Source organism: Chromatocurvus halotolerans, from assembly GCF_004340525.1.
In the GTDB taxonomy this organism is placed as follows: domain Bacteria; phylum Pseudomonadota; class Gammaproteobacteria; order Pseudomonadales; family Halieaceae; genus Chromatocurvus; species Chromatocurvus halotolerans.
The window spans coordinates 118,504-139,678 of the sequence record NZ_SLWX01000010.1 but is presented as its reverse complement, the minus strand read 5'-3'; the positions used below and the strand labels follow the sequence as shown (position 1 = coordinate 139,678).

The following is a 21,175-nucleotide window of genomic DNA, read 5'->3' as shown; positions in this document are numbered from 1 at the left end:
TATAGCGTGCGTTACCTGCGCCTGCCGCGGCTGTTCGAGATGCTGCGCATCGCCCACGGTGACGGCAGCTATCCACGTCTGATGAACCAGCTGCTAAAGACCGACCTGCTGATCCTGGATGACTGGGGCATCCAGAAGGTGAGCGCCGCCCATAGAAATGACTTGATGGAGGTGATCGAAGACCGACATGGGCGCCGATCCACGCTGATTGCCAGCCAGCTGCCGACCGAGTACTGGCACGAATACATCGGCGAGGCAACGTTGGCTGACGCTATCCTGGACCGGCTGCTGCACGGTGCCCACCGGCTGAATCTCACCGGCGAATCCCTGCGGAAAACCAGCAGTAAATTGACCGAGCGTGACCGGTCAGTGTAAAAATGCCGTCGCCAGCGAGCATCGGTGTGCAAGTCGGTCACGATGCCCGGAACGGGCGGTCACGTTCGCCGGAATACGCATTGCCCTTTTTTTTCTGTTCCAGGGGTTTGATCTTACCTTTGCCCCGCCCTGGATTTGCCCAGCGATCTCCCGACGAACCGACCGGACTCGACGAAATCGCATCCGTAACGCTGGATTGATCTCCTCGGGTCCGTCAGTGCCGTCGGTAGGTTCCAGTGAAAACCATCAGGGTCTCTCTCCAGATCCCTCTGTCGCTCGACCGAGGGTTGCACCCTGCAGAAACCTGTGGCGATGCTGAACGTGCGCGCGCACATATGTGAGGACCCTGTCGGAGGATCGACAATGATCCATGCAACCGGGAGCAGCTATCAGGAAATATCAGAGGCGCTGGGGAAGGCGCGGCACCGTTTCTACGAGATATACAGTCTTGTGAGGCGCTCGCGACCCGGTGATACGCCGCACGACGATGTTCGTGCAGCACTGTACTCGCTTCGCCGCATCAACCTACGCGTATGCCTCGGCCGATCGAGCGGCGATGGATTTCCTGTGGGACGGGAAGGATCTGGAAAACAAGCGCCGGAGGTACATGCGCCTATGGATAGCGACGCTGCTGACGGCGCAGGTGTCGGCAGTTGCACGCTGTCGAGTCTGCGCCATTTTTTCTGTTCACTGTGCGCCGTGAGTGTCTCCGGTCGGATACTGGTAGGGAATCCACGGCGAGAGCCTGGTGCAACGAGTTGGAGTGAGTAGAGGATAGCTGCGCTCTCACAAGCCTGAACACAGATCCTTGATGATATACAACGAAAGCAAGTATCGTTGATGCCACATGAAGCTTCCCCTGCAGATAGCGCCAGGTCTCATCATCGCAGCAGTACCCAATGCCGCCGCCGCTGGATTGGTACTCCCGTTTGCGATTGATGGCCAGGGACTGGCTGGAGATTCCCGATAAATTTGCAGCCCATCCCCCGACCTGAACTCCGCGCCAACCGACGGTTGCGGAGAGCGTCCAGCGGCCGCGGACAGGCTCCCATGAGGTGTTTGGTCGAGCGCGCTCGCTGCCATGCGTCTGTCCTCACGCTTGCGGTGCTTGCCCTGCTGCTCGTGCCGCGGGCCGCCGCAGAAGGGGGCGAACTGACTATTGCCTTTCTACCCTGCGGGTTTAAAGGCATTCCGGGAATCGCGGTCGTTCAAGGGGCCATCCGCGGCCGCGAATGGAGCCCTGACAACCTGCGCGCCTGGATTGAGGACGAGCGTGTCGGTCTTCGGCACTACCTGCAGCAGGAGCTGCTTTTGCGATCGGGCATCGCGCTGCGTTTTCGTATTGGCGACTGGCGGACTATTGGTCCGCCAGACCGCTATCTACGGCTCGGCGGTTCCGTTATGGAGTCCGTATACCGGGACTGCGCGGCGGCTGATGCAGAGCTCCGACCTGCGGAACATGACATTACGGTCATGCTCACCAACTACAACCTTCCGTTCGCCGGCCGTGGCGGCGGGCGCCGCGCGATCCTCTCCAGCCGCGTCTCGCCACAGACCATTGTTCACGAGATTCTCCATGCCCTGGTGCTGCCGCGCCTCGGACTCGGAGGACTGCGGCATAGCAATGTGGCGGGGCGCGATCTCGATACCCTGCCGCTTCACTGGGCTACGGGTTGGTCGGCGATGTATGGCGACGGCATCTATCTGCGCATGCTCGATGACCGCTACGGTGTGCTGCCTCGTCCCCTCACAACCGCCAACCGCTGGATGGCCAACGCGCTGCCGCCGACGGCGGAGCGCTGGCTCCGCGCGGCCGGGGAGCAGACGGCGCTGGCGCTGTGGGGCGAGGCTGACACTGGCGAGCCGCTGATTGCGCTTGTTCCACAGCCGGACGGCAGGATCATTACCGTCGAGCGACAGCCAACCGCGAGTCGCTACAGTCTTGCAGTCGGTGGCTTCGCGGCGCCGCCGGGTAGCGGCTTTTTGCTGGGAGTCAGATACCCCGTTGCCGTCGCCCCCAACAACACAGACTGGGCCGTCATCGTCGACGACGCGCGCATCGACAGCGGCTGGATACTCGATGAGGCCCTGCTGCGCCCGGGTAAGACAATCCGCGTCGGTGATGCGACGCTACGCTTCAGCGATCGGGGCGTTAGCCTGGAGGCTCTCGATCGCTGATAGAGGACATAGGCGCCTTCACCTTCTCCCGCATCGATGTCTATCCTCGTAGATGGGCACCAACACGTGGTGGCAGAGTCACGAAATATGGCCAAAAGCGGAGGCGTCTATTAACAGCAATGCGGTCCGTGTCGGATCGGATGTCGATGGCACGCAGTAGAATGGTGCCGGGACTGCGCGGCGGCGGGTCGCCGCGCGATCCTCAACGAGTGATGCCCAGTTTGGCTTACAAGCTGTTGTTGACCATGTAACGCACAGCTGCTTTGACCTGCTCATCCGAGAGATCTGAGCGACCGCCTTTGGCAACCATGGGAGTACCGACAAGCCCATTGAGGGCGCTTGTGTAGAGTGCCTCCAAGCCCCTGGCAATGCGCGGTGCCCACTGGTCGGCGTTGCCCAGGACGGGAGCGCCTGCTACGCCAATCATGTGACAAGCGGCACACGCCTGATTGTAAATAGCCTGCCCGTCAATGCCTGAATCGCCCTCAACTCCCAGAAGTTCAACATCTATAATCAGTGCTGCGTCCGGCTCAATAAAGTTGCTTACCGCAGCCCCGTATGCAAGATCCGCTAGGACGTAAAACCGATAGATCGAGCCCACGTTCATCAACCGAATGCCTTCACTCAGTCCATCAATCACGGCGTTCAGTCTTAACCTCGCCGGCTCGCCCTGCTGGTACGATGAATCGATCACGGTCCCGTCCAGCAAAGTCATCTGGTAATGGACCTCGACGTCGGATATGACGCTTGGGCTGGGGCCAAAGCCTGTTTGAAGAATCTCGTATTGAAGTCCAGATGCGGTGACGATGACGTTTTGGCGAAGCGCATTGGATGCGAGAAACTCCCTCGCCTCGCGAGCGTTCTCAGTTTCTGCTTCTGTGGGTCCCGACGACATATAGTGAATCAGTGCCCGGTAGTCATCATCATTACAGTCAAAACACATACCCCGAGGAGGCATTGCATTGAAGCCGTTCCTTACCGATGTAAGCAGGGCATCCATCCCCTTGGCCAGACGCGGCGCCCAGTCCTCAGAGCTGCCTGTGCGAGGTGCACCGGCGACGCCCACCTCGTGACACACTCTGCAGGATTTATCGTATTTCGCTTCTTGCTCATCTGTCAGTGAAATTTCACCTGTTTCCGGCGGCACCGGTGGTTCTTCCGAACCGGGGTCAGGCTCCGGCGGCGGTTCACTGGGCGGTGGCCCATCTTCCGCCGGTGGCGCATCTCCGCCTTGTGGGAGATAGCGGGAAACCGGTTCAAGCGTGAGTTCCACATATTCATTTGACTGCGTCATAGCGACCAGAACATCGGCCTGGGATCGGCGCCCGCTCGAGAGTTCGGCGGTCCACCACGCTGCGCCGTCGGGATCGGGTTCTCTCCCAAATACATTCCTGTACATGTGTGCGATGAACTCGCTATCGGAGACCGTCCCATCGGCATCTCCATCGCTGATTCGCTGGAATTCATTCGAAAATACAAAACCCGCGGCCATGCTGCGCAGATCATGTCTTCCCTCGTTGATCTCACCCGACCACCAGCGGAACCCACCGCCATCGGGAAGCCGGCCCAAGGCTCCGTAGTAAACCCGGAAAAGCTGTGCTGCTGCGGCGGGAATCACACCGCCATTCATGAGCCCGATATCCGCATTCCAGTGATCCGCGTCATCGTCAATAACGAAGGCCTCAGGAGCGGGCGCCGGCATCCCGCGCTCTTCCCGGACTCGAGAGAAAAGGTACTCAGCGACGTCCAGCATCGTCTCGCGTCCACCGGCGCTACGCGGAGTGATCAGGTACTTCCCGGCGATCAAAAATGCAGGGACTCCTGGAATGCCGGTCGACTCTGCGCGCTGCCGCGCCTGGTTCAGTCGCTCTTGCGTGGTGGCGGAGTTGAAGGCCGCGCTGAATTCGGCCGCTCCGACGCCTAGGGTCGCGAACACCTCCGCCAGCTCTGCCTCGGTCAGAAGTCGGCGTCGTTCAAGGTGGATAGCCTCATACAGCGCGAGATGCGCAGCATCGGCGATACCGAGGGATTCTGCCGCGAGATATGCGCGCGCGTGGAGTTCCATTGGGTCGTTCCAGAACACCGGGGATCGTACCGTGACCACATCGGTGGGCAGCGATGCCTTCCAGTTGGCGAGGCTCGTCCCCTCTAGGTCATAGCAATGTGCACAGATGGAAGCGAAAAACTCCACGAATGCGATGCGGCTATTCGTGGTTCCCAGAGGTGGGGAGAGAACCTGATAGTCAACACCAGCCTGATACTGTGCCGATTGAGTTGGCAGGCTAAGAGTGGAAATCCAGAAAAAAATCCAGCATGTCAGAGAGAAGCTACTGCGTGCCATGAATGCCCTCCTTAGAACTTATTTCCGATGTGGAACTGATGCCCTCCCACGGCACCTTCAATGCAGGCATCTTTGCGGCATCAGACCTGTATATAAGAAAAATACTCGTTCTCATCAAGTTCATCCGTATCGCCATGTCGTATTTTGAGCTTGAAGCTGCGTGCTGGTCTGCTTTGCGATCTAGTCCGCCGCTGCTGCTCCATGGCTTAAGCAAAGACTGGACCATGCGCGTAGCGTATTGATATACAGTGAAAAGTAGTATCAAAAATGAGGTGAGTTGTGTCTTTTGTAAATTTTCATGACAGTCTCCAGCCGCCGTAACACGCCACGCTTTGACTCCGGATCGCAGAGCCTGCTGAACACCATGATCCGCAGCAGCGCCTCCAAATCCAGCTGATGCCTGCCAGAGCAAAGCCCAGTTCATTCTACAGAGCCCCACGGCTCGGTACGTCGCCCAGGTCCCGTGCGGGCTCGAACAAAATCTCAGGTAAATTCCTACGTTGCGGCTCTACAGATTGTTGGCGTCTATGTGTATCGCGACAATCGACCACCCCGATTTCAACGCGTCAATGCACCGGGCAAAGGCGAGTTGGAGGAGTTGGTCCAACTGATCAGCCAGCGCGTCGGCCGTTGCCTTGAGCGCCAGGGCCTGCTGGAACAGGACACCGAGAGCACCTGGCTGGACCTCGATCCCGCCGAGGATACCGATGCCATGCCTCAGATTCTGGGCAGCTCCATTTCCTACCGCATTGCCGTCGGCCCACAGCAGGGACGTAAAGCGTTTATGATCCGCACCATCCGCCCGCTGGACAGGCCTGACCCTAGCCTGGGGCGGGTGGCCAAGGCCAACGGCTTTTCCCTGCACGCCGGGGTCAGCTGTGAGGGAAATCAGAAAGGCAAGCGTGAGCGCCTTTGTCGGTACATTTCCCGCCCTGCCGTAGCAGTTCCCCGCCTGTCACTGAGTTCCACTGGCAAGGTGGTTTACACCTTGAAGACACCGTACCGGGATGGGACTACGCAGGTCGCCTTCGAACCGGTGGACTTCATTGCGCGATTGGCAGCACTGGTCCCCAAACCAAGGGTCAACCTCACCCGCTATCACGGCGTACTCGCGCCGAACCACCGCTGGCGTGGGCTGGTCACACCAGCAAGGCGTGGGAAAGGCATCAAGTCCACCTCCAACGCAGAAGTCCGCACACCCGCCGAGCGTCATACCGCAATGACCTGGGCTCAACGCCTAAAGCGAGTTTTCAACATCGACATCGAGGTCTGCAGTCTTTGTGGCGGATCTGTCAGGGTCATCGCTTGTATCGAGGACCAGGACGTCATTGATCGAATACTGACTCACCTGCGCCACAAAGAACGGGAAACGCTGACCCGGCCGCTGCTGACGCCACCGACCAGAGCGCCGCCTGGGACAAGGTGAATCGGCGCGAAGCGTCGAGAGAGGGTGCCCTGGGGTACATTGCTGCTTTTCGCCGGGAAGGACTTCGTCCCATAGCCAGCAAGGAAGCCATTGAAAACCGCATGGCGTGAGCGGTTGCGCGCGCTCCGTCAGGATTGACCGGATAGGAATAACATGCCGCACGCCGCGAACTGGATTTACGGGTCAACAGATGGAAACTTTGACCGGTCTGTAGTCCCAGTCGGCACAGTCAGCGAGGATGTCTAATCCCGAAAGGTCCTTTATCTGTCCTATACCCTATACCCCTTGGCGGTGTGGTCGGCGCGGCCGCGGGATCCGTCCTCGGTGACAATTCGAGCCGGCGAGATCTCATTACCGGTGCGGGCGCGCTTCTCGGCGCCTCCATCGGCAACGACATTGGTCAGCGCCGGCGTCGCGACGACAGCTACTACGTGACGGAGGAGGTGTGTTCCACGAGCTACGAGATCGAGGAACGCGAGCAGCTCAGCGGCTATCGCGTGCGCTACCGCTTTGAGGATAGGATTCATGAGACGCGCACGTCCGTGGATCCGGGTCCCACGATCGCCGTGCGGATGAGACTGGAACCGCTGTCCTGAGGCGGACAGCCCCCTGGAGACGTGACTGCCGCGTGTACGCCCCGGGCGCTATACCCGCCGTAGCTACTACGTGATACTTGACTACAGCTTTTGATCGGCGATTCTGACACCGACAATCCGTTGGGCCTGCGCCGCGCAGCGGTCGCGGAGGCTATACCCATCCTCGGCTACGCCACCTTTCTGGAGAAAGCCTTCTCGGAAGAGGACAGTTAGTAGAATTCCAATTGGTCGCCACTGCCGGACTTTTGCCGGGAACAGTCCTGCTTTGTTGTGCATTTCGGTGCAACTTGCAACGGGCGTCACCGACAAAAGTTAAATTAAATCAATCACCTGGAAAATGGCTGTCCGACTTTTAACCAATTGGTCGCTGGTTCGAATCCAGCACGGCCCACCATTTTCCTATTTAACGTCAAGTGTCTGCCTGCTGGGGGCGGCATGTAAGCCAGTCTGCCGGGGGGCGTCAGCGAATCAGCAGGGCCCGCAGCATACCCATCGGGAACAGCGCCATGTTTCCCAGCCCCATCCACAGCGACAGCCAGCTGCCGCGGGAATCGGGGGCCAGACACGCCACGCGGTGCTGGCGCACTACAATGTCGAGCGTCAGATCGCTGATCTGCAGGCCCCGCTGCAGCCGATGCAGTGCCTTCACGCGCGTCGCCTTGTCCCGGTACAGCCCGGCATTTTCGCGGGCCGTCCTGAAGTCCGGCAGATGTACTGTGACCCGGTCAGAATCCGACTCAATGTGAAGAGTGGTGCCATCGGCAGCCTCCAGGGAGAAGTCGGCCTCCACGCTCAACGAGTGCGGCATGGGAGTTAACCGCCGACGTTGTCCCGGGTGCGGATTTTCAGAACGCCATTCAACTTCCATTTGGCGCTGACGGCATCGGTTCCGGTACCGCTCGGCACCCAAACTTCCATGTTCTCGAACTCGTAGGTGATCTCGGCGCCGCGGCCGGTGAGCTTGTCGTAGAGACTGATGGCCAATTCCGGCCAGGTGGTTGTTTGTTCGCTGGACATACAAAACTCCTTGGTAATGGGCCGCGATTGTCAGGGGATATTGCCAGGGAAAGGAAAGAGCGCCCGGAACGCCCTCAGCGTTTGTGCAAAACAAGACTTTACGCTACCGCATCCCGGTCGATGAATACAAGTGGCCGAATACGGCCCGGTGTAGCGGAGCTCGGCAAAACGTTCTCGGTAGGCAGCTCAAGTCGCGCGTGGGAGGGCTGTGCCTCCCCGACGGCCGGTTCGATCATGATAGGGGGTGTGATAGGCGGACAGCGCCGCAGCCCGTATCGGCGATGAGCAGCGGGGTTCCATATTGCATAACCGACTGATCGCAAGAATAAATAGCGCACGCTGGCAATGAACGACCTGCAGCATCGCGGTCAGGTGAAGCACATGGGCGTGAGCAACTTCACGGTACCGAGGCTCGAAAAAGCCCGCGAAGCCTCCCGCAGCCCGATTTTTGCCAACCAGATCGAATATCACCCCTTTCTCGGCGAGATTCCGATACGCAACTACTGCCGCGAACACGGCATCCTGGTCACCGCCTACTGCCCTATCGCCCACGGGCAGGTTGCAGAGGATCCCACGCTTCGCGAAATAGCCGAGGTGAACGGAAAAACGCCGGTGCAGGTGGCTCTGCGCTGGCTGTTGCAGCAGGAGCAGGTGATCGCCATCCCCAAGTCTGGCGAACCCTCACACATCCACGACAATATCGATATCTTCGATTTTGAGTTGACCAGTAGCGAGATGGACCGGATCGTTGCTCTCGATCGCCATGAACGGCTGATTCATCCCGAATTCGCGCCCGGCTGGAACGAGAGCTGACAAACCACCGGGAAGCGGAGCTGCCCCATGCGGGCGGCCTGCTGTTCAGAATTGACCACACTCCAGCCCGGAAGCGTGAAGAGTGGATGACTGCGACGGCCTCATCGATGCCATCATCGGCTACCGGGATTTCCCGGTGACTTCCATTGTGCCGATTCTCTGACTTCCTTCTGTTATTCGGGGTCAACCCGGCGGAGGATTTCAACGCAGGGATGAAACAGGCGCGCGAGCGGATCACACGGCTCGGTGATCATGCAACGAGATTCTCGAGTGTGTCGACCTGCCCGAGGAGATCTGCAAAATCGGTCTCTGTGTGGCCGATCCGGCTCGCCGGATTCACAAGGCCGGGGTGCAACCCTAGTTCAACACCGGCGCTTCATGCAGATACTTCTTATCAAGCGCGCACTCGACCAGGAAATGCGCAACGTCTGCCCGGGAAATGAATCCGTTCCGCCAGGATTCCGGGTTGACCAGGACCCTGTACCTGCCTGTCGCCCGTCCGTTGGTCAGAATCGTCGGTCGCACGATAGTCCAGTCCAGGCTGCTGCGCTCGACGATCTTTTCCTGCACGCTCTTGTCGGCGTACGCACGGCCGAGAAGTATAGTGTGCCCCAGTTCCTCGACTGCATTCATCGCTCCGCGTGTTTCGCCGGCGCCGTACCCGGTCACGACGACCAGACGCTTCGGCCCGGTTGCATCCATCTCGTCGACCAGGACCTCGGTGGCGCGCGAGAATACCGTTACGGGGCGCAAAAGCCGCGTGATGCCCGCCAGCACCCCAATCGCGACAATCACCGCGTCGATGCCCTCTAGCGCACGCCGCACGTCGTCGGCATCCGTCGCGTCTCCGGAAAATTTCTCAAGCCGTTCATGCTCAAGATTGATCTTGCCGGCGTCCCGCGCCATCGCGCGCACCGAACAGCCGCGCTCCAGCGCGCAATCGACCGCACGCCGGCCGATGCCTTTGCTTGCGCCGATGATGAGTAGGTTTCTGTGCTTCATGACTTACCTGTAAATTTGAAGGGGCCGAGCCACAGACCCACTTTCCGGATTGCGCAAGAGAATTTGACCAGGCTGGAATCTGACCAGTGCCTGGCCGGTAAGGTCCCTGCCCCTCCCTCTCCAAATGGGTCGCGGCAGGTCGCTCCGCCCGGTTTACGAGCGGTTTTCGCCGGCGTTCCCGAGCGCCGGCTGCTCTCCGCTGAGCTTCGCCTTTCGGGCTCGGCGGATCTGCCAGATGCTATAGGTTATGACTGCGGCAAAGGTAAATGCGGCAAGAAAAAAGATCATACTTGGTTGAGGCATGTTGCACCTCCAATCGAATGAATGTAGCTGGGCTACGAAGAGGCCACCCGGGCTGGATCAACTTTTTTTTGCCGCGGATTGGGTCCTCCACCTGACAGAATTCGCCCTCAGGAGTGCTCAACCAATTCGAACTCATGCCGTCTTTCCGCCGATGACGCAGTTTCCTTGGTTACGGGTTCACAAAACAGGATGGTGGGCCAATGCCACGACTGTGATTTGTGGCGTCGACGCGCTGACGCCCAGACTGTCTTCGTTTTCCACGGCGAGAGTCCGCGCCGCAGGCTGGGTCTGAGAGTGCCCGGGTAAGCGCCTATCCCGACTTGTGCCCTGGTCGACAATGCGCAGGCGTTCGGGTGGAGCCACATTGTTAATCAGTCGCACCTGGCGGGTGTCGGGCTTCGCAAAGGCGGGCCCCATAACGGACATTAACGATCTCAGCCAGGAAGCTCGTAATTACCTGACGATGACCATGTCACCGACATGGGCAGGTGGAAGATGGAACGCCGTCCCTATCGTAATCGCGTTGCCGGGACATCCGAATTCCAGCGCGGGGCGCACCCGTGAGTCGGGCGTGCGTCAGTGCCGGTCACAGATTCTGCGCGCCGCCAACTCCCGGACCTATTTGAACCACGGTCAATCCACGGGGTTTACCATGACAGATTCCACCACAGTCGCTGACAATCTGATTCTGGGTCCCGGGGCGTCACCCCGTGCACAGCCCGGTCGGGCGGTTGTTGTCGGCGCTGGCTATATCGGCCTGGAAATGATGGAGCAGCTCCACGCGCGCGGGGTTGCGGTCACGCTGGTCGAGCTGCAGCCACAGGTACTGCCTCTGATGGACCCGAAGTTGGCACATATGCTGGAGGAGGAGATCGCGTCACACGATATCGACCTGCGATTGGGTGACTCGGGCGGCATTCATGTGAATGCCCACGGCCAAACAATGGGTCCAGCTTGAATCATGTCGGGCGGTTTCCGGAACAGCTGGGATGTTCGTGCTTTCTTCGGAGTGCAAGGCGCCGTCGCCAGGGCTGCACAAGAAACATCTCAATCAATATCAGCAGTCCCACACAGAGCAGCAGAATCCAGTAAACAGCGAGCCCGGTCTGGCCGCTGTAGCCATCCGCGCTAATGGCATGGACAGCGATAAGTGTGCCAAGCAGCAGTGCGCTGCCCGCATGCATCAACCGCCATGCGCGGTAAGACCCCGGAAGTTTCCTGTGGTCCACCGCAATAAGAATAATGCCGGCTGTAAGAATCCAGGCCGCGAGTCCGGTAAAAAGCGACCAGTTGCCGAGAATCAAGGTGGGATCGTTGGCGTTGAACCATGGCCATGAAACCCCGTCGGGCGCGGTGTACAGGAACGGGTGGAGCGCGATGCAGGAGATGATCGCGTAGGCCACCCACCGGTGGATCCGCAGGGTGCGCCGCACACCGATTCTGTCAGAGATCCAGCGGGTCCGCCCCGAGAAGAGGAAGTCGACCAGCAGCGCCGCGAAAGCGACCATGCCAAGAGAAGACGCCAGCGTGTCGACAGGGGACCGGGCGTGAATCGCGCCATGCAGAAAGGCAAAGCCCAGGGGCGCGAAAACTAGGGTCAGGTATAGTAGAACAATGAACGATAGCAGTGGTGCCCGACGCTGAACGCTTGCCGCCCCGACTTCGGCTATTGACGTGGTATCAGGGCGGCCTGCTCGTTTTTGACCCACAAGACTAGCCTGTCATCGCCCGTCCGACCAGGGCGATGGTGCAAAACAGGGCGACCACGATAATGATTTTCCCCAAATGCCGATCGACCCAGTCAGGTTCGCGCTCACCCACAGGGCTGACCAATCGGTAAGCCATTGGGTCGGATCATGCCTTCGCTGGGTGCGGTCCGGCGTCCCGCAACCCAAGCCAGAGCACCACGAACAGGATGACGACAACACTGTTTATACCCGCCTGGAGAAGCATCTGAGGGACCGTCAGCTGGCCGTACTCAACGTAGATATAGGCTGCGTAGATAATGCCCAGCACCTGCTCAGCTACAGCCACCCAGATCAGGTTGAGGTACTGCAGCGGATTTAGCGCCATGATCACAAACATGAGTGCCAGAAGCACCATAACCATCCCGTATTGCGTGCTCATGGTGATCAGTTCTGGCGTCCACCCACCGGCTGCGGTCCAGCCTACCGCAGACGCGCCTGCCTCCGGAGCGAAGGTGGACAGCAGGCCGAACCCCAGGTGCCAGGCTGCCCAGAGCCAAAGTAAACCAGTCATTATTGTCAAGCGATTCATGCGTTGTGCCCTTTGGTTAATTCAGTAGCTAGTAAGGACGCCCAGGCCAATAGATTGGTTTGCCTAGAGGCCATCTCCTGCTCTGTGCATCTTCACGAGAACACCAGCCCCATTCTGGTAGCGGGTTGAGCGCCATGGTCCTCAGCGTCAGTAGCATGATGACCAAGCCTTACCGCGTACTCATCGCGACCAGTTCGGCGTTCCAGTCGCCGGCCGCGGTGCAGCCCAAGAGATCCCCATTGGTTTCTGGCGCGAGAGCCGAGAGTAGACCGGCATCAGGTGTCAGAGCGACCCGAGCCAGCTAGAAAAACTTGAGCACTGGCAGGTGTCACAAATTATGGACACTTTTTCGTTGCCAGGAAAAAATGTTGTGGCCAAAGGAAAAAATGTCAACTAAAGTTGACACAAAAAATGATAAACCGAAAGTACACCTGTTAGACAAAAAAGAGACGAATAATGGCCCAGACAGCTCTCTCCCTGCCGCGCTCCGCCCTACCCACTATCCTCTTCCTGTCCGTTCCGGGCCTGCTTGCCGCGTCCGCTCTGGCCGGATCCGCGGCGCCACCCCGGGATGGGGCTGAGCCGGGGACGGATGCGAACGGTCGGGCTATCGAAGAGGTTATCGTCTATGCGCGTCGCCGCGAGGAGTCGCTGCAGACTGTGCCGGTCGCGCTGGATGCGCTGGATGCGCAGATGTTCTTCCGTCGGGGCCTCTACCAGCTCGCTGATGTCACGGCTCAGAGCGCCAGCGTCCACCTTGAGCAGGGGTCCGTGCCGCAGGACATCAACCTCAACATCCGAGGCCTGACGCCGACACGCGGGCGGCCGAACATGGCAGTACTCCTGGACGGCATTGATATCACCACGGAGGCGATGATCACCTCTGGCGGTACGCTGCTCATCGATCCCCTCCTGTTCGATGTCGAGCAGATCGAGATCGTCAAGGGACCGCAGCATGCACTTTACGGCCGGTCGGCCTTCGCCGGCGCCATCAGTTACAAGACCCGCGGGCCCGGTGATACCTTTGCCTATGCGATCGAGACGGACATCGGCAACTACGGTCAGCAGATGATTCGCGGACGGGTGTCCGGCCCCGTGCTTGGCGATACCTTGCGTCTGGGGGTCAGTGCTGCGACCTGGAACCACGACGGCTTCTACGATAGCCCGATCACGGGCGGGGACCTTGGTGATCGCAGCGGTAGCAGCGGTGCCATAACTTTCGCCTTGGAGCCATCGAGGGAGTGGGCCGTGCAGGGCCGCCTCTCCTATGAGGAGTCAGAGTTCGGAATCCAGCCCCAGGGCCATCCGGCGCCCGATGCGTCATTTGCCATGCCGGCCAGTGCACTCGGCCCGGTCGTGGATCCCTCGGTAACCGCGATCCTCGGCATTCGCGGTACACCACCGAGTGCCGGCGACCTGACTATCAGCAACAGCGACAATCCACGCACGGGCCGCGAGTACCCGGGCAGCAGCCAGGAAGTGCTTCGCGCGACACTTGACGTCACGCGGGAATTCGACAACCTCGGTGGCCTGGGTCGGGCCCAGTTTATTTCCCTGACACATCTCGCCTCGGCAGACAGTTTTCAGTATCAGGACTTCAACGCCTTCGGCCGCGCCGACGACCTGCCCGCCTTTGGCGAAATCTGGATCGATAACGAAACGCGCCTGTTCAGTCAGGAGATCCGCCTTCAGTCTGCGGGTGACGGACCACTCACCTGGACCGTGGGTGCCGAGTACTGGGAGGAGAACCGTGAAACGCTGAACGGCGGTGTGACCTGTCTTACCTACGCGCCGCCATTCCTGTCCGCGGATATCGCTCCGAACTGCGGACCCTTCGTGGCCGCCGTTGGGACCACATTGCCGCGCAATTCGGATCTATGGACCCGCGACATCGAGCACTGGGCCGCCTTTGGACTTGTGGGCTGGGCCTTCAACGACCACTGGGAGCTTACCTTCGAGGCGCGCTACGTCGATGAGCAGCTCGAGGTCAGCGGCCCCGACCTTGACAATTCGATCATTGACCCCCTGGGTATCTTCGGCGGTGGTTCGGTGCTCTTCCCCGTGCCTGCGGGCCAGGTGCTGGCATCCCAGGACGACAGCTTCGTCGCGCCCAAGGCAACTCTGCAGTACACCATCAGCGACAACGCCATGACCTATTTCTCCCTGGCGCAGGGCATCAAGCCCGCAGGCATCAGCACCGTGAACGGCGGTGGAGGCACCTTCCAGCCGGAGCAGGGCCGCTTCGACCGGGAGCAGGTCATTGTGTACGAACTTGGTGCGAAGACCGACCTGTTCAACCGACGCCTGCGCGTCAACGGCGCGCTTTTCCTGCAAGATTTCACGGACAAGCAGGTCACAAGCCAGGTGCCGGATGCGAACGGCTTTCTCGTGGCGCGGGTGCTCAATGCCGATGCCGAGGTCTACGGTGCCGAGCTCGATGTCACCTTGTTGGCCACGGACAGGCTCAGCCTGCAGGCGGGATACACTTTTCTGGAATCGGAGTTTACGGACTTCACACAGCTCACCAGCAGTGCCGGCGCCATCGCCTACGCGGGGGGCTGTGAGGTGGTCACCACCACCGCCGGCCGGTCGACATGCAGGGTGGATTTCACCGGCAACGACCTGGAGCGCGTTCCCCGGCACTCATTCGTCGGCATCGTTAACTACACGGACCAGCTGACCGCAAACAGCAACTGGTTTGCCGAAGTTCAGACAACCTTCCGTGACGAGCGCTTCTCGAACCAGAGTAATCTGCTGCGCTTTGATAGCTACTGGTTGACTGACCTGCGCCTCGGTGTGGCCAGCGGCAACTGGGAGGCCATGGCCTACGTGGACAACCTCTTCGACGACGAGACGATTCGCGACGGTTTTAATACCGGTGGCTACATCAACGACTTTTCGCTCGCCGGCGCCACCTTTGTCCTGCCCGACAGCGCACAATTCTACCTGCCACCGCCGCGTGCTTTCGGCCTGCGCGCGTCTTACAGCTTCGGGCGCTAAAAGGCCTTAGCAAGGTGTCAGTAGCACGAAAGTAAGCGAAGGGAGAGCCCGCCATGGGAAGTGCCATTCACAACCGGATTGCGGGGATAGATGACAGCAGGTCCCTCATGGATTCGGCAAAAGTGATGCAGCAGCCGCGCAGCCGCCGTCTTCTTCCGCTGCGCCAGACCCTGGCGGCGCTGCTGCTGGTCTTCGCCGGCGTGGCTCTGGCAAACATCACCTTGGCGCTGCAGCACGCCCTGTTCAGCGGCCCGTCCTGGCAGGACAGCCTGGCGTCCCTGACCCTGGCTGCGGTCGGCGTTACCCTGGTCTGGCGAGGCCTCACTGCCGATGATATTTCGGGCAGTATTATGGGCTACGCTGGTGGTACCTTTCTGTGGATGGGCTTCTTCGAGTGGACCTGGGCAAACTGGTCCGTATGGCTGGGGATCGAACCGCTGATGGTCAACGGTCAGCCAGCGCTGCCTGCGAGTCTCCTGCTCGTGCAGGCCAGCAGCTTTATTTTTCTCCCGCTGGTTCTGCTCATGGCGGCCAACAGGGACACGCGCTGCCGCATGATGCGCTGGTGTCGGCGACGGCTACACCTGGCCCCACCGGCGCCTGTCGCCCGGCAGAGCAACAGCGCCGCACGTGTTGCCGCCACCGAGACGGTCTTCGTGATCTGGTTCATTTACCTGCTGAACATCGCCCTCTATGACCCACGCCTGCTTGGCTATGTGTCCGAGCTGTATTACTCGGCTGTCGCCCTCATCGCGGGCTGGGGCCTGTACCTGGCTGGCAGACTGGTGCGAATCCGCAATACGGGATTGGTGATCCGCTACGCCATCCCAACGGCGTACCTGCTCTCAATACCCGTGGACGCAATGACCATGGCCGGGTGGTTTCCGGCGGTCTGGATCCAGCCGCTTCAGTACCCCATTGCCGCCGTCGCTACGGCGGCAATGTTCCTGCTCTCGGTGATTACACTGTGCCGCAGGAGGATCCCGATAACTGGCGCTTGAGCGGAATCGTGTTCAGACACTTTTTCGACATCAATCCAGATCCTTCCGCATCGTGGCGACGTCGCCACTACGACCGAGTTCCTCAAAGCCTGCCGACAGGTAGGCGTTCAGAGCCGGTGCGTTATCCAGATCCACCTTCAGCGTGATCGACAGCGCCCCGAGTGATCGGGCCGAGGCTTCCACTTCGGCAGCGAGCTGACCGCCTGCACCGCCGCGTGCCTCCGGCGCAACGAAGGCATAGGTAAGATGGCGCACCTCCGGGCCAATGCCAACCCGAAGGGCGAAAAAGCCCACCTCGCGTCCCTGGGAATCAATGAGGTAGTAAGACGCATCATCCGGCTCGTTCAGCCATTTTTCTTGCCACTCGAGCGGATCAAACGGGTGTTTGGCGTTGGGGTTGACCTTGGCCAGGTCGGCTTCGTCAACCAGGAGTTCGGCAAGGGGCTCAAGGTCAAATGGCTGGTTCGGGCGCACGGACAGCTCGGTCATGTCGCGGGTCTCCTTGGGGTCAGCGTATGGGTAAGAATGCATTCATGGTCGCGTTTCACCATCATTGCGCGGCAGCGTGGCACGTAAATCAGCGTTTATCCATGCCTCTTGCGGGGTGAGGGTTTCAACCGTCTGCCGGGCCCGATACCTGACTGTGACCAAGTCACCGACGTGGGCAGGTCGAAGATGGCATTCTTCACCTGCCGTTATCGCGTTACCGGGACATCCGGGTTCCAGCGCGCGGCTCACTCGTGAGGCCGGCACGCGTCAGTGCCGGTCAGAGACTCCGCGAGCAGCCAACTCCCAGACCTATTTGAACCACAGCCAATCCACGGGGTTTACCATGACAGATTCCACCACAGCCGCTTCACCGACGCTTGTCGTTGTGGGCGGTGTGGCCGGCGGCGCCAGCGCCGTCACCCGAGCCAGGCGCATGAACGAACATGCCACCATCATCATGTTTGAAAAGGACGAGCACGTCTCCTTCGCCAATTGCGGCCTGCCCTACCATGTCGGCGGCGAGATTGCGGAGCGCGAGAGTCTGTTTGTGGCGAGGCCGGCGCTGTTTGCCGATCGCTTCAATATTGATGTGCGCACACGGCACGAGGTCGTCGACATTGACCGTTCGCGCCGCGAAGTGACGGTGCTCAATCACACAACAGGTGAGCACTTCCGTCAGGCCTATGACAAGCTGATTCTGGCCCCCGGGGCGGCACCCATTGTGCCGCCGCTGGCGGGTATATCGGCCAGCAATGTTTTCAGTGTGCGTAACGTGACGGACACCGACCGTATCAATGCCTTCATGACCCGTGCACAGCCAGGTCGGGCGGTCGTTGTCGGCGCTGGCTATATCGGACTGGAAATGATGGAGCAGCTCCACTCGCGCGGGGTTGCGGTCACGCTGGTCGAGCTGCAGCCACAGGTACTGCCGCTGATGGACCCGGAGTTGGCACACATGCTGGAGGAGGAGATCGCGGCACACGATATCGACCTGCGGCTGGGTGACGGTATCTCGGCCCTGGTGTCTGCAGAGGGCCTGGCCACGGGCGTCGTACTCGGCAGTGGAGAGACGATTGATACCGATATGGTGATCCTCGGTATCGGGGTCAGGCCTAGCGTCCAGCTTGCCGAGCAGGCTGGACTGTCGCTGGGTGACTCGGGCGGCATTCATGTGAATGCGCATGGGCAGACCGATGATCCGGATATCTATGCGGTAGGGGATGCCTGCGAATACACGTTTGGGCCCACGGGCAAGCAGATGCGGGTGGCCCTGGCCGGCCCCGCAAACCGCGCGGGTCGTCTGGCCGGTGAGCATGCCGTGACCGGCAGTTCCGCACCGGTACCACGAGCCTGGGGTACTGCCATTGTGCGCGTGTTCGGCCTGGCTGCCGGGATGGTCGGGCTGACCATGAGCATGGCGCGGCGCTCGGGCCTCGACGCCCGGTGTTGTGTGGTTCGCGCGAATCACCACGTGGGTTACTATCCTGGGGCGCAGCCAGTGACACTCAAACTGGTCTATGAAGCCGGCACCGGCAGGATTCTCGGCGCGCAGGCGGTGGGTCGGGAAGGCATCGACAAGCGCATCGATGTGATCGCCACTGCCATGCACTTCGGTGCTACCGTGCATGATCTGACAGCACTGGACCTCGCCTATGCGCCGTCCTTCGGGGCCGCCAAGGATCCTGTGCACATGGCGGGCTTTGTCGCGGCAAATGATCTCGCGGGCACGGCGGTGATCATGCCCATCGACAGCGATCTCGACGGCTATCAGGTGCTTGATGTGCGCAGCCGCGACGAGGTGTCTGGCAGTGCACTATACGGTGCACCGCATGCCATCAACATACCACTTCACGAACTGCGCGAACGGATCGCCGAGCTGGATTCGGCGCAGCCGACGGTGGTCAGCTGCGCGTCGGGCGCCCGCAGCTACGTAGCCACTCGCATCCTCATGCAGCGCGGTTTCAACACCGTTTACAATCTGTCCGGCGGGACCCTGCTGCGCGCCCATGCCATAAGCAGCATCAGCGCTGGGTACAGTGGGCCCCGGCCGGCGCCTGCCCCGATCCCAGCGCCACCGGTGACGGGGCGGCGTGGGGATTGATCGGCATGGACTGACGCGCATCCAGGATCAGCAAAAGCGCAATCAGGGCAAGGGTCAGCAGGCCAGTAGCGGTGCGGCCGGGACGGTGGAATATCGACATCATGGGCGTATGCTCCCGCCGGGCGTCGCTGCGGCGCTCAGTGACAGCCATTGCAGAACCCTGGGCCGTGCATGCAGTGCGAGCGCCGAGCCGGCAAAGGCGGCCGCGAACCACGCCCAGCCGTGGAAACTACCCGTGGCAATGCCGCTGAAATAGGCGCCGACATTACAGCCGAAGGCGATGCGGGCGCTGTAGCCGAGAATCAGGCCGGACAGCGCGATACCCAGGCGGCCGGGCGTACTGCCGCGCGGTACCTGCGGCCCCGGATCCCGGCGCCAGCGCATGGCGACAAAGGCGCCAATGATAATGCCGATATTGGTCAGACTGGTGACGTCCGTCAGCAGGCTCTGCTGCAGGCGTTCGGCGTGGTCCGGTGCCGACCAGAAGGCAGTGGCCAGCACATCCATGCCGGCTGCCTGGCCCGCTTTCGCGCCCCACAATCCCAGGCCGTAGACGATTCCCCATGACTGGCCGGCCACTACGAGGTTCAGTACCGCCAGGGCTGCCACCAGGATGGCCGCCAGCCACAGCCGCGGTGACGGCAGGCGCTGGCCAGGCCTTGAAAGCCGCGCCACCAGAATCGCGAGTGCGGCCAGGCCGGTCAGCGTCACCCACAGTCCGGCACTCTCGCCGAAACTGCCCTGTAGCGTATGCACCGGCAGCGAGCCCAGGCCGGTCCACCAGTCGAGATGCAGTGTGCCGAAGAAGCTGCCGACAACGAAGCCCAGCAGGGCCAGCACCGCCATCAGGTTCCCGCTGCCTGCATTGACCAGTACACCGGAGCCGCAGCCCAGCACTATCTGCATGGTCGCGCCGAACACGAAGGCCGCTGCCAGCATGGCGATGCCCACCGGGGCGTGGGCGCCATAGAGCTCATCCGGAAACGCCGCCAGCAGTGGGAAGGCGACCAGCGCACACAGGCCGATGGCCACGAACTGGGCCAGCAGCCCGCGGCCATCGCGGGCCTGGATCATGCGCCGCCACGGTCCGGTGAATCCGAAGCGCAGGCCCTCAAGCACCAGCCCGAAGCCCAGCCCGATCAGCATCAGCAGGGCGGCCCTGGGGCCCGCCATGGCGAAGGTGAATCCGATCACCGCCAGGCTGAACAGAGTCAGAGCACTGCGGATGGCGCGTATCGGAGGACGGTTTGCTGCTGTCATCGGTTCAGCCCTTCCACAGTCCATTGACCCATTCCACGGTCATATCCCAGTAGTGGGCGATCCGGCTCGGTTGGTTATCCATGGGTCGGTCAGCCGCGCTCCATTCCGCCATGCTTTCGGCATACAGGCGGGTATCCGGCACGCCGGCCAGCTCGCTGAGTACGAACCAGTTGATCGATGCCCAGTGGCCGGTATTGCAGAAGGAGGCGGTCTGGGAGGCGTCGGGCAGTGGACTCGATGCCAGGATCTGCCGGAGTTCCTCAGGATGCTTCATTCGGCTATCGTCGAACCAGCGGTCGAAGCTCAGGCTGGCGGCGCCCTCGATGGTGCCTGGCCGGGCGACAGAGGATTGTGAGCCGTTGTAAAAGGCCGTCGGACGTGCATCTATCATGCGGACGTCGGGATCATCGAGACGACGCTCCATCTCCTGGGTGCTGATCCGCCAGTCGTCGTGCCACTTCGGGGTCCAGTCTGTCGGTGTTGCCGCCACCGTGCCCACACGAACCGGCAGTCCAGCGTCCTTCCAGGCGCTGAAGCCACCGTTGAGGATGGCCAGGTCCTGCAGGCCCAGAGACTTCAGGGTCCAGTAGAGGCGGGTGGCCGTGCCCATGTCCGAGGGGCTGGTGCCATCGTGAACCAGAACCACGGGCCGGGTTCCTTCCAGTCCCAGTGACTGAACCGTGTCGGTCAGGGCCTGGAGGGATGGCAGGGCGCCGGGATTGCCGGACGGACCACGAAAGTCCGCGTAGTTGGCGGAGACGGAGCCGGCAATGTGTCCCGCGTCGTGGTCGCCGCTGATACGCAGGATTTGCGGCGCGGCGCCGCCCTCCAGCATGCTGGCCAATGTCTCTGGAGTCAGCAGGGGGGACCAGCCTTCGGGCGCAGCACGGGTGCCGGTGACCGCTAGCAGGGTGGTGAGAAGTACCAGTAAGAAACGCATTTTTTTCATCATGACGCCAATTGTAGCAAGAGTGGGTGGTCTGCCGATGGGTCGGC

General features: G+C 60.9%; 19 protein-coding genes. 10 read left to right on the top strand and 9 right to left on the bottom strand.

Features of this window, described 5'->3' with window-relative positions:
* Window positions 1–375, top strand: a 375-nt coding sequence (locus tag EV688_RS12180; protein WP_165876889.1) for an ATP-binding protein, incomplete at its 5' end; no start/stop codon positions are given.
* Between the two features lie 1,050 nt (window positions 376–1,425).
* Entirely contained in the window at window positions 1,426–2,553 is a 1,128-nt protein-coding gene (locus EV688_RS12175) for a hypothetical protein (RefSeq protein ID WP_117318418.1), read from the top strand.
* A 226-nt stretch (window positions 2,554–2,779) separates the two neighbouring features.
* On the opposite strand, the gene EV688_RS17740 is transcribed toward EV688_RS12175, so the two are convergent.
* Window positions 2,780–4,894, bottom strand: a complete 2,115-nt coding sequence (locus tag EV688_RS17740; RefSeq protein ID WP_117318420.1) for a c-type cytochrome — start codon at window positions 4,892–4,894, stop codon at window positions 2,780–2,782.
* 463 nt (window positions 4,895–5,357) lie between these two features.
* Here EV688_RS17740 and EV688_RS12160 point away from each other — a divergent pair, with 463 nt between their 5' ends.
* From EV688_RS12160 to EV688_RS17800, 3 genes are all read left to right on the top strand, one after another.
* Window positions 5,358–6,320, top strand: coding sequence for a transposase (locus EV688_RS12160; protein WP_117318424.1), 963 nt, complete (start codon window positions 5,358–5,360; stop codon window positions 6,318–6,320).
* Window positions 6,321–6,613: 293 nt separating this feature from the next.
* Entirely contained in the window at window positions 6,614–6,916 is a 303-nt protein-coding gene (locus EV688_RS12155; RefSeq protein WP_009024665.1) for a glycine zipper 2TM domain-containing protein, read from the top strand.
* A 90-nt stretch (window positions 6,917–7,006) separates the two neighbouring features.
* Window positions 7,007–7,129 carry a hypothetical protein gene (locus EV688_RS17800; protein ID WP_276309882.1) on the top strand — a complete coding sequence of 41 codons (123 nt, stop codon included), beginning with the start codon at window positions 7,007–7,009 and terminating at the stop codon, window positions 7,127–7,129.
* A gap of 247 nt (window positions 7,130–7,376) precedes the next feature.
* Here EV688_RS17800 and EV688_RS12150 read toward each other — a convergent pair whose 3' ends face one another.
* Together EV688_RS12150 and EV688_RS12145 are read right to left on the bottom strand one after the other, a co-directional pair.
* Window positions 7,377–7,724 carry a hypothetical protein gene (locus tag EV688_RS12150; protein WP_117318428.1) on the bottom strand — a complete coding sequence of 116 codons (348 nt, stop codon included), beginning with the start codon at window positions 7,722–7,724 and terminating at the stop codon, window positions 7,377–7,379.
* Between the two features lie 5 nt (window positions 7,725–7,729).
* Window positions 7,730–7,933, bottom strand: a complete 204-nt coding sequence (locus EV688_RS12145; protein ID WP_117318430.1) for a hypothetical protein — start codon at window positions 7,931–7,933, stop codon at window positions 7,730–7,732.
* A gap of 345 nt (window positions 7,934–8,278) precedes the next feature.
* Here EV688_RS12145 and EV688_RS12140 point away from each other — a divergent pair, with 345 nt between their 5' ends.
* On the top strand, window positions 8,279–8,746 hold the full coding sequence (locus EV688_RS12140; protein ID WP_117318432.1) for an aldo/keto reductase: 468 nt from the start codon (window positions 8,279–8,281) through the stop codon (window positions 8,744–8,746).
* 357 nt (window positions 8,747–9,103) lie between these two features.
* On the opposite strand, the gene EV688_RS12135 is transcribed toward EV688_RS12140, so the two are convergent.
* Window positions 9,104–9,748 (bottom strand): NAD(P)-dependent oxidoreductase, encoded by a 645-nt coding sequence (locus EV688_RS12135; RefSeq protein WP_117318434.1) that lies wholly within the window; start codon window positions 9,746–9,748, stop codon window positions 9,104–9,106.
* Window positions 9,749–10,703: 955 nt separating this feature from the next.
* Between EV688_RS12135 and EV688_RS17585 the strand changes: the two genes are divergently transcribed.
* Complete coding sequence (locus EV688_RS17585) at window positions 10,704–11,009, top strand: NAD(P)/FAD-dependent oxidoreductase (RefSeq protein WP_205686660.1); 306 nt, start codon at window positions 10,704–10,706, stop codon at window positions 11,007–11,009.
* A 1-nt stretch (window position 11,010) separates the two neighbouring features.
* Here the strand turns inward: EV688_RS17585 and EV688_RS12125 are convergent, their stop codons facing one another.
* Window positions 11,011–11,559: a ferric reductase-like transmembrane domain-containing protein gene (locus EV688_RS12125; protein WP_117318436.1), complete on the bottom strand. Its 549-nt coding sequence runs from the start codon at window positions 11,557–11,559 to the stop codon at window positions 11,011–11,013.
* A 346-nt stretch (window positions 11,560–11,905) separates the two neighbouring features.
* A complete protein-coding gene (locus tag EV688_RS12120; RefSeq protein WP_131917642.1) occupies window positions 11,906–12,328 on the bottom strand; it encodes a hypothetical protein in 423 nt (140 codons plus the stop codon).
* A gap of 456 nt (window positions 12,329–12,784) precedes the next feature.
* On the opposite strand from EV688_RS12120, the gene EV688_RS12115 reads away from it, so the two are divergent.
* Window positions 12,785–15,328 (top strand): TonB-dependent receptor, encoded by a 2,544-nt coding sequence (locus tag EV688_RS12115; RefSeq protein ID WP_117318440.1) that lies wholly within the window; start codon window positions 12,785–12,787, stop codon window positions 15,326–15,328.
* 53 nt (window positions 15,329–15,381) lie between these two features.
* Window positions 15,382–16,329 (top strand): hypothetical protein, encoded by a 948-nt coding sequence (locus EV688_RS12110; RefSeq protein WP_117318442.1) that lies wholly within the window; start codon window positions 15,382–15,384, stop codon window positions 16,327–16,329.
* A 30-nt stretch (window positions 16,330–16,359) separates the two neighbouring features.
* Here EV688_RS12110 and EV688_RS12105 read toward each other — a convergent pair whose 3' ends face one another.
* Window positions 16,360–16,818: a GNAT family N-acetyltransferase gene (locus EV688_RS12105; RefSeq protein ID WP_117318444.1), complete on the bottom strand. Its 459-nt coding sequence runs from the start codon at window positions 16,816–16,818 to the stop codon at window positions 16,360–16,362.
* Between the two features lie 343 nt (window positions 16,819–17,161).
* Here EV688_RS12105 and EV688_RS12100 point away from each other — a divergent pair, with 343 nt between their 5' ends.
* Window positions 17,162–18,919 carry an FAD-dependent oxidoreductase gene (locus EV688_RS12100; protein WP_117318446.1) on the top strand — a complete coding sequence of 586 codons (1,758 nt, stop codon included), beginning with the start codon at window positions 17,162–17,164 and terminating at the stop codon, window positions 18,917–18,919.
* Window positions 18,920–19,018: 99 nt separating this feature from the next.
* Here EV688_RS12100 and EV688_RS12095 read toward each other — a convergent pair whose 3' ends face one another.
* Entirely contained in the window at window positions 19,019–20,179 is a 1,161-nt protein-coding gene (locus tag EV688_RS12095; RefSeq protein WP_117318448.1) for a YeeE/YedE family protein, read from the bottom strand.
* A 4-nt stretch (window positions 20,180–20,183) separates the two neighbouring features.
* Window positions 20,184–21,119, bottom strand: coding sequence for a sulfurtransferase (locus tag EV688_RS12090; RefSeq protein WP_162883930.1), 936 nt, complete (start codon window positions 21,117–21,119; stop codon window positions 20,184–20,186).
* Window positions 21,120–21,175: the final 56 nt, after the last annotated feature.